The organism is Neobacillus sp. B24 (assembly GCF_055381825.1).
On sequence record NZ_AP035777.1, the window covers coordinates 154,123 to 162,500 of the forward strand.

Genomic DNA, 8,378 nt, shown 5'->3' on the forward strand with positions numbered 1-8,378 from the left:
TATTATGTATTAATTGAAAAAGCAACCGGTACCACAATCATCCCAAATCATTACCTAATCCTCTCACAGGTACTTACACAATAGATATGAATGCTTTATAATGACACTATTAGCGTAGAAGGGACGGGTGAACATATGTCTGAACAAATCTTTCAAAAGCAGGCTGAACTTACTGAACTTATTGAGCGCTTTACGGGTCAGGTCGGTGCTCATGAGACTGCGATTCCGTCTTTGGTGTTGATTCGTCGTTCTGAAGTTTCCGAACCGACCCATGGAGTCTATAAGCCTTGTTTTTGTATCGTTGTTCACGGTTTAAAGGAAGTATTGCTAGGACAAGAACGCTATCAATATGGTCCTGGTGACTACTTTGTGGCTTCAGTTGACCTTCCGGTGACCAGCCAAATTATTAAAGCTTCTTCAGACGTTCCGTATTTGGCTCTTAAACTTGAATTTACCCCAAGTCAAATCTTGGAGGTTATTAATGAATCTAAAATTGAAGTGGGTACGAAAGAGCATGCGAAGCGGGGAATGTTTGTCAGCCAAATAGAACCATCTCTACTGGATGCGGTAACGAGGCTGATTAAACTTTTGGAAAATCCGGCAGATATACCGGTACTTGCTCCTCTATTCACAAAGGAAATTCTTTATCGGGTTCTGCAGGGAAAGAATGGGGAAATTCTTAAGCAAATTGCAATAGATGGCAGTAGTACCAATCAAATCAGAGATGTGATTGAACAAATTACTAATAACTATGAAAAGTCCTTACGGGTTGAGGAATTGGCGGAAGCCGCGAATATGAGTGTGTCTTCGCTGCACCGGCATTTTAAAGAGGTAACCGCAATGAGCCCGATACAGTTTCAAAAACAGCTGAGATTGCAGGAGGCCCGTCGACTGTTATTACTCGAATCTACTGATGCCGCTGATGTAGCATTCAGGGTCGGCTATGAAAGCCCGTCGCAATTTAGCCGTGAATATTCGCGGATGTTTGGTTTTCCACCAAGAGAGGATGTTAAGCGGCTCAGGGCGAAATTTGATAATAGGAAAAATGCGTGATTCTTACCGCCTAAAAAGGCCCTTCCTTTTATTTTAAAGGTAAGGGCCTTTTTGTGAGTGTGGATTGTTTATGTATCTTTCTACTATTAAATTTCAAAAAATATCAAGTATTACTATTTTCCATTATGAACAGTATAATCAGGGATGGGAGTTGAGAGCGTAATGAACAAAAAAGACATTGCTAATATTCGCAAGGAATTTAAATTAGATAATTATCGGATGAACATTCGTGAAATCTTTAATGTGTATGTTCAAAAAGAATCCGGCGAAATCTATCATCAGATATGCCAGCCGTTTCAAATGCTGGAACAGGAAACTCAAGAATTGTTCCTGGCCAATTTTAAAAAGGTGTTAACAGGAAATTTGGATGCCAAGCTGTTTGAACTGAAATTTAAGCGGGATGTCGATTACAGCGCCCAAACCATCCTTTTTGAAGGATTGCAGGCAGATTCAGCAGACTGGCAGGATAACATGATTGAAATGGTCGGGAAAATGTTTGCGAATAATGTTTATGAATTTGATACAGTCGTCACCTTTATTCGGGCAGAGTACCGTAAAGCGACAAAGAAGCGAAATGCGGAATCTGAAGAAGGTGGGGATGATGAGGTTTATTCCAGTGAAATCATCCTTTGCAGTCTTAACAAAACCGATCAGCCGAAAAAAGCACTCATGTTTGACTATATCGAAAAAGAATTCAAGTCCTATCATGTTGTGGACCCGATTATTAATTTAGACTCACCGTTGTCAGGGTTCCTGTTCCCAACTTTTAATGACAATGCAGCAGATGTCAATCACATTCTTTATTGTGCCGGAAAAGCGAATCAACCTGATTTCCGATTTATTGAAGAGGTGCTTGATTGTGAAGATATCATGACTGCTCAGGATGATAAGGACAGTTTTGATTTGATTTTAAAAGAAGTCATCGGCGATGAAGTGGATTCTCGGGTCATTTCCAATGTGTACGAGGAAATTGATAAGGTGCTTCAGGAGAACGAAGAAAAGGAAGAAAGTGAAATCCCGACGTTGGATTACCGTGACGTGGAACGAATTTTAACTGTTAGCGGCGTCGAAAATGTCGATACAGCCAAAGTGGAACATGCCTTCAAAAGTGTCATCGCTGACGAAAAGCATGAGTTCAAAGCCACGAACTTAGTACCGAAATCCATTAAAATTACCACGAAGGTGGCGGATGTCACCATCAATCCGACAGACCTGAAATATGTAAGATATATTACATTTGAAGGAAAACGGTGCTTGCTGTTGGAGGTTGATGAAGAGGTCGTCGTAGAAGGATTTAAACTGGAGTCGGGAACGCTTTAGGTACTTTTTCAAAAAAGGTCGGTCCGTGCAAATGTAAGGGACCGACCTTTATACGATATAATTCTTACACTGATTTCACAAAGTCAAAAAAGTCCTCTACTTTGCTATCCAAGAAACTAAGTGTTCCTTCATCAGCCAAGCGGCCTTGTCCATCAATCTTTTGGTTAACAAAATTAATCAGAACCTCATTTCCTCCCGGAGGAAGGATCTTTGCCTGCATACCAGGAGATGCCAGAATTTCACGCAAATGCATTTGGGCACGGACGGTCCCGAGCATCCCTGGAGTTGCGCCAAGTGCCATTACCGGTTTTCCGATGAATACCTTATCCACACGAGAAGCCCAATCCAACGCGTTTTTTAACACACCAGGAATCGACCAATTGTATTCCGGTGTAATAATGATAACCCCATCGGCATTGGCAATTTCCTGTTTAAAGTCTTTCACCGCTTGCGGTGGGTTGTTTTCTTCATCCTGGTCATAAAATGGCAAGGAGCGGATATCGAGGATTTTCATGTTTACTTTATCGTGGTATCGCTCTTCCATCGTTTTTGCCAGCTTCATATTAAAAGATTCTTTTCTGAGACTTCCAACGATTGTCACGATGTTCATAACTTTTCACCTCCCGAAGCTTATTTTAGCATTTTAGTTTGATAAACTGTTGTTTGACGTATCATTTGAAGAATGCATCGATGCTGAAATTTCCTGCATTTTTCGTGATACTAGTGGATAGAAATGTGTCTTTGCGTTGTTAGTGGAATTGCCGCCGAAGAAATTGGTGCCAGGGCAGGATTTCACATTATAGCTTGGTGCATTGTCCAATACCCGTTCCCCTGTCCGCAAATCCCACCAATGATGATAAGTAATCGTATCTATTGAGGGAGTAAGCCCGAATTTTATACTGAGGGCCGCTGTGACATAGACAATCGAGTCTTTCTGTTCGATGGTCATTATATCGTGACCGGCGTCGAAATTGCCGATATTCTCAATCATAATTGCGCCGGAATTTGCTTTTGCTCCAATAGAACCCTCTGGCTCAATATTAAATGGCCGGCACACTGCTACTTTTCCATCCGGGAAAATCGTCAGGTTTTGGGCAATGTTTTTCCAGCCCATTTTTGAAACATGGAAATTCTCCATACTTTTTAACATTTGCAGGTGATTATTGCCGTGGAACTGTTTGTAGGAAGGAAGCCAAGTATGGTGCTGTTGAATTTTATTTATCTTTCTTGTGAAGGTTTGATTAAATAACCAATTTTTAAATTCCTCACGCGTCATCAATAAATACGGCCCTTGCGTGTTACTGTGGCTATTGGCGGCTGCAGGCGTAGCTGTGAAATTGATCAACAACAAAATAGAAAAGAGCATTATAAGTTTCTTCATTATTAAAACCCCTTCGTATAATTGCATTTATTATTAGTGTGGTATACGGATGGGAAAGTATTCAATACCTGATCAGAGAAAGTCGGTAAAGGGTAACTGCATAAAAAAAGCCGCCAAAAGGATAAAAAATTGGCAAATGAAATCGGTGATGTCTTTTGCATTTCTTAGGAACAGCAGTTAAAGAATAGTTCTAAGAGGTGAAAAGAAGTGACTGTGATTACGACCTTTAAAGAAAAACGACGTGAGAAACAGATAAAATACGAACGATCCGTTCTGAAGGAGCTTTCGATAAATACATTAAAAGAAAGAGTACGGCAATACTTTGGTTCGACCAGAATTACTTCCAGTTTAATTATGAATTCTGGGATCGAGGAAGCGTGTTACGATGTAGCCCTTGAGGCCTATTTGCTGGGAGCTAAATTCAGTAAGTTTGGCTATTACGGCGAAGACATGGAATCTGTTAGAGAACGCTGTTTTCGTGAGGAAAAGCATTTAGTTGACACTCTTTACAACTTTTTCCTCCTCTGGAGCAGCGGCGATGAAGGCGTCATGAGTGAGTCGCTTTACTATTTATGTGAGCAATATGTCCATGTTTGGTGGCGGGAAGGCTTTGAAAAAGGGCAGCGCCGTCACAAGCTGCGGTTGCACTAAATCAAGTTCTAAACTCCCGTCTTGTCCCATATAAATTATTGAACAAGGGACGAGCGGGAAGGAATGATTTGGGTGGCAATCAATAGAATAAAAATCATCGTGTTTGCGGTGGGACTTTTGGCATTGTTTTTCATTCTGCAAATTGACTTCACCGATGAACAGGAGACATGGAATCTCCCTCTATCAGGGAAAATAATTTTGCTTGATGCCGGACATGGCGGCCCGGACGGCGGTGCGGGAACCGGTGAAACACTTGAAAAGGACATCGCCTTAAACATTACCTTAAAGGTAAGGGATTATCTGCAGCAGCAGGGTGCTCTGGTTGTGATGACCCGATCCACTGACACCGATTTGGCAGATCCGGGAACAAGGGGCTACAGCAGAAGGAAAGTTGAGGACCTAAAAAACCGGCTGAAAATCATAAACGATTCCGATAACGATTTCTTTGTCAGCATTCATTTAAACGCGATACCATCGCCGAGATGGAGCGGCGCCCAAACCTTCTACGCTCCGCATCACAAGGAAAATGCCCGAGCGGCCAAGTTTATTCAAGAAGAGCTGGTCCGAAATCTCGAGAATACAAACCGAAAGGCAAAACCAATCAGTTCTGTGTATATCCTAAAACATGCGAAAAAACCAGGTGTGCTTGTCGAGGTTGGATTCCTTTCAAATCCGGCAGAAAAAGCGAATTTGAAAAAGGATGAATACCAGGAAAAAGTGGCCGCTTCCATATATGAAGGAATCTTGCGTTATTTTACGAATGAAAAGGAATTAAAGGAAACAGATTAAGGGATGCGGGCGATGAGTCCTCTTCCCTTTTTTTGCATACTTATTAGGACTAATGTGTGATAGAAATAACAGTTTCTTGTGCCGTTTGTGTTATACTGAAAGTTGGAAACGAAATCAATTAGCGAGGGTGGTTGTTCATGTTAACAGAAGCAAGAGTCCTTGAAGTTCTAGGCAGCCTTAAAGAACCATTTTTACATAAAAGCTTGGCTGAATTAAATGCAATTGAGGAAATAAAGATAAAGGAAGAAAAAAATCATGTCAGTGTAAAAGTTGGGATTGCGAGAACTGGTACTAGCGAGCAATTACAGCTGCAAACGCAAATCGTCAACTTATTAAAAGAAGCAGGCGCTGCATCTGTAGGCATTCGCTTCGGTCAGCTTCCGGAAGAAGTACTGGCTGCTCATCGCCATGCTGAACCGGAAGAAGCGAAAAATCTACTTAACTCTAATAGTACTACATTTATCGCCATCGCCAGCGGTAAAGGCGGTGTTGGTAAATCAACTGTATCCGTTAATTTGGCCGTTGCCCTTGCTCGACTCGGCAAAAAGGTCGGCCTTATCGATGCCGATATTTACGGCTTTAGCGTGCCGGATATGATGGGGATTACCAAGCGTCCGGTTGTTCGCGGTGAAAAAATTATTCCGGTCGAGCGTTTTGGCGTTCAAGTTATTTCGATGGGCTTCTTTGTTGAAGATAACTCTCCAATCATTTGGCGCGGCCCGATGCTCGGCAAAATGCTGAACAGCTTCTTCAATGAAGTGGAGTGGGGCGATATTGATTACTTATTATTAGACTTGCCTCCAGGAACAGGAGACGTCGCCCTCGATGTTCACAGCATGCTGCCAGCTTGTAAGGAGATTATCGTGACAACTCCGCACCCAACCGCTGCGTTCGTTGCAGCACGTGCCGGGGCGATGGCGCTTAAGACTGATCACCAAGTGCTTGGTGTTATCGAAAACATGGCTTATTTTGAAAGCAAGGTAACAGGCGAGAAGGAATATGTATTTGGCCGCGGCGGCGGTGATAAATTGGCGGAAGAACTCAATACTGAAGTACTTGGCCGCCTGCCATTGGATCAGCCTGACTGGAACGATGATGACTTTGCACCATCGATTTATCAAGAAGACCATAAGCTTGGAAAAATTTATTTAGATATTGCAGAAACAGTCGTCAGCCGACTAAGAAAATAATAAGAAAGAAACCTCTTCCGGACTCGGGAGAGGTTTTACTTTTAATGTATTTTTTATGCGAATTTCTGCCACCTTTTTTATTTTTTTGTTTCTGCCTTGGAGGCGGCATCTTCAGCTGCTTTTAGCAGTAATTCTTCGATCTTTGCCTTAAATAAGGGACTATCCAAAGTTTCGGTTATAACAGTTTGAAGATGTTCGCGATATTCCTTGCTTTTTACGGCATCGGCCATCTCCTTTTGAATTTCAGGCTCTTTAAAAACTTCAATCATCATGCCTCTATATTCAGGATCGTTCATTAAATCCTTTAATAGCTTTTCATTTTCGGATCTCATGTTTTTCGCTACACTCTTGGCAAACTTGGTATCACTGAACGTCTTTTTCCAAAACTCGGTCGCCTTTTCCGAAGTTAACGTTTGTTCAATTGTGTTGGCGACAACGGTTTGGTCCATTACCAATTTTTCCTTCATTCCATCATTGGACATAACTTCTTCAATGGCTTTTTTGCCATCATCTGTTTTAAGAATATCAACCACCATTTTTTTCGTTTCGTCGTAATCAACTTGCCCTCCGCCGGCTGTGTCACCGGAAGCGCAGCTGGACAATACCATCATGGCCGGTAAGAGGAGCATTAAGCTAATTGTTCTCATGTTTGGAGCTCCTTTCGCAAAAGAATCCTTAAATTTATAATGAAGAAAATCGTGAAAGATTATTCGTTTGAAGCTAGTTCATTTTATGGATTTTTGAAAAATGGATTGGTACAATCAGAGGGGAATTATTTTTATCTATGGAGGTTTAAAGTGTGACAAGCCGTAATTTGGTAAGACTGTTCATGACCACATTATTAATCGGCGGCTTCACAACCGTGATTGTGGGATTTATTGTACGCTGGAATGAATTTGAGACGTACTTCACTGGATTTCAAATATTAGATATTGCATCTACGGCGATTTGGTTGTTGTTTATGGGATTTTTATTCAGCTTGATTAGTCAGATGGGTTTCTTTGCCTATTTAACTGTTCATCGATTTGGATTGGGAATCTTTAAATCGACCTCCCTTTGGAATGCGGTCCAGGTTGTTCTTGTTCTCTTTGGCTTATTTGATTTGGTTTATTTGCGATATAATAACTTCGCAAAGCCTGGCAGTTCTTGGCTTCCGTATCTTGGCCCTGCCATCTTTCTTCTGGCAGTTGGGCTTATTGTTGCCTGGTATAAACAAAAACAAACCAACCGTGAGGCATTTATTCCCGCACTCTTCTTTATGATTGTCGCAACCTTGATTGAATGGGTGCCAGTCCTGCGTGTGGACGAAAGAAGCTGGTTTTATCTAATGCTGCTTGCTTTATTGGCATGCAACGCCTATCAGCTGCTAGCACTTCACCAATATAATCAGAAGTCTGAAATGGAAAGACAGCAGCGTGGGAAAACCCCTGGTGTGAAAGCGAGTAAGAAAATGTAAAACAACCGTCCGTGGTTATAACGGACGGTTGTTTTTATTTTATTTCTTTTGTAGTAACGTCTCCATTGGTGATCATTTCGGATACTGTTACAAGTTTTAAGCCGTTTTGGCGGATATTTTGCAGAATTAACGGGACCGCATTTGCTGTTTGCTTGGCGGAATCGGATGCATGAAGTAGAATGATGTCACCCTTACCGGCATTTTTTGTATTCTCGACAATTTTTTCAACACCAGGATTTTGCCAATCCTTCGAGTCCAAACTCCAATGGACAACAGTATAGCCAAGGCGCTTAGCAATTTTTAACGTTCGTTTATCAAAATGCCCAGTCGGTGCACGAACTAGCTTAATTTCCTTTACGTTTAATTTTTTGAAAGCCTCCTGTGCTTTTAAAATATCCTTGGCCACTTTAGTGTCTTCCAATTCTGTATAATCCTCGTAATTATACCCGAGAATTCCGATTTCATAGCCTTCCTTCTGAATCCGGCTGACGATATCCGGATGCCGCTCAGCCCATGACCCCGATAGGAAGAATGTTGC

10 protein-coding genes (1 of these 10 running past the window's edge) are annotated in these 8,378 nt (G+C 41.7%); 6 read left to right on the top strand and 4 right to left on the bottom strand.

Going from position 1 to position 8,378, the window contains the following annotated elements; genetic code table 11:
- Positions 1 to 135: 135 nt before the first annotated feature.
- Both ACZ43M_RS00855 and ACZ43M_RS00860 read left to right on the top strand, forming a co-directional pair.
- The gene (locus ACZ43M_RS00855) at positions 136 to 1,053 is read left to right on the top strand and encodes an AraC family transcriptional regulator (protein ID WP_464505637.1); all 918 of its coding nucleotides are present in this window, start codon (positions 136 to 138) and stop codon (positions 1,051 to 1,053) included.
- Between the two features lie 162 nt (positions 1,054 to 1,215).
- Complete coding sequence (locus ACZ43M_RS00860) at positions 1,216 to 2,373, top strand: DUF4317 domain-containing protein (protein ID WP_464505638.1); 1,158 nt, start codon at positions 1,216 to 1,218, stop codon at positions 2,371 to 2,373.
- Between the two features lie 64 nt (positions 2,374 to 2,437).
- Here ACZ43M_RS00860 and ACZ43M_RS00865 read toward each other — a convergent pair whose 3' ends face one another.
- A complete protein-coding gene (locus ACZ43M_RS00865) occupies positions 2,438 to 2,983 on the bottom strand; it encodes an NADPH-dependent FMN reductase (protein WP_464505639.1) in 546 nt (181 codons plus the stop codon).
- 33 nt (positions 2,984 to 3,016) lie between these two features.
- Positions 3,017 to 3,754: a peptidoglycan recognition protein family protein gene (locus tag ACZ43M_RS00870; RefSeq protein ID WP_464505640.1), complete on the bottom strand. Its 738-nt coding sequence runs from the start codon at positions 3,752 to 3,754 to the stop codon at positions 3,017 to 3,019.
- A 207-nt stretch (positions 3,755 to 3,961) separates the two neighbouring features.
- On the opposite strand from ACZ43M_RS00870, the gene ACZ43M_RS00875 reads away from it, so the two are divergent.
- From ACZ43M_RS00875 to ACZ43M_RS00885, 3 genes are all read left to right on the top strand, one after another.
- Positions 3,962 to 4,405, top strand: coding sequence for a YbaK family protein (locus tag ACZ43M_RS00875; protein ID WP_464505641.1), 444 nt, complete (start codon positions 3,962 to 3,964; stop codon positions 4,403 to 4,405).
- A 63-nt stretch (positions 4,406 to 4,468) separates the two neighbouring features.
- A complete protein-coding gene (cwlD, locus tag ACZ43M_RS00880; protein ID WP_464505642.1) occupies positions 4,469 to 5,194 on the top strand; it encodes an N-acetylmuramoyl-L-alanine amidase CwlD in 726 nt (241 codons plus the stop codon).
- Positions 5,195 to 5,331: 137 nt separating this feature from the next.
- A complete protein-coding gene (locus tag ACZ43M_RS00885; RefSeq protein WP_464505643.1) occupies positions 5,332 to 6,384 on the top strand; it encodes an Mrp/NBP35 family ATP-binding protein in 1,053 nt (350 codons plus the stop codon).
- Positions 6,385 to 6,461: 77 nt separating this feature from the next.
- Here the strand turns inward: ACZ43M_RS00885 and gerD are convergent, their stop codons facing one another.
- Positions 6,462 to 7,031, bottom strand: coding sequence for a spore germination lipoprotein GerD (gene gerD, locus ACZ43M_RS00890; protein WP_464505644.1), 570 nt, complete (start codon positions 7,029 to 7,031; stop codon positions 6,462 to 6,464).
- Between the two features lie 152 nt (positions 7,032 to 7,183).
- Between gerD and ACZ43M_RS00895 the strand changes: the two genes are divergently transcribed.
- Complete coding sequence (locus tag ACZ43M_RS00895) at positions 7,184 to 7,840, top strand: KinB-signaling pathway activation protein (RefSeq protein ID WP_464505645.1); 657 nt, start codon at positions 7,184 to 7,186, stop codon at positions 7,838 to 7,840.
- A gap of 34 nt (positions 7,841 to 7,874) precedes the next feature.
- Here ACZ43M_RS00895 and pdaB read toward each other — a convergent pair whose 3' ends face one another.
- Positions 7,875 to 8,378: the 3' portion of a polysaccharide deacetylase family sporulation protein PdaB gene (pdaB, locus tag ACZ43M_RS00900; protein WP_464505646.1), read on the bottom strand. Its footprint extends 249 nt past the window's final position; only the last 504 of its 753 coding nucleotides appear in the window; the start codon falls outside the window, past its right edge — the gene reads right to left on this strand; its stop codon occupies positions 7,875 to 7,877.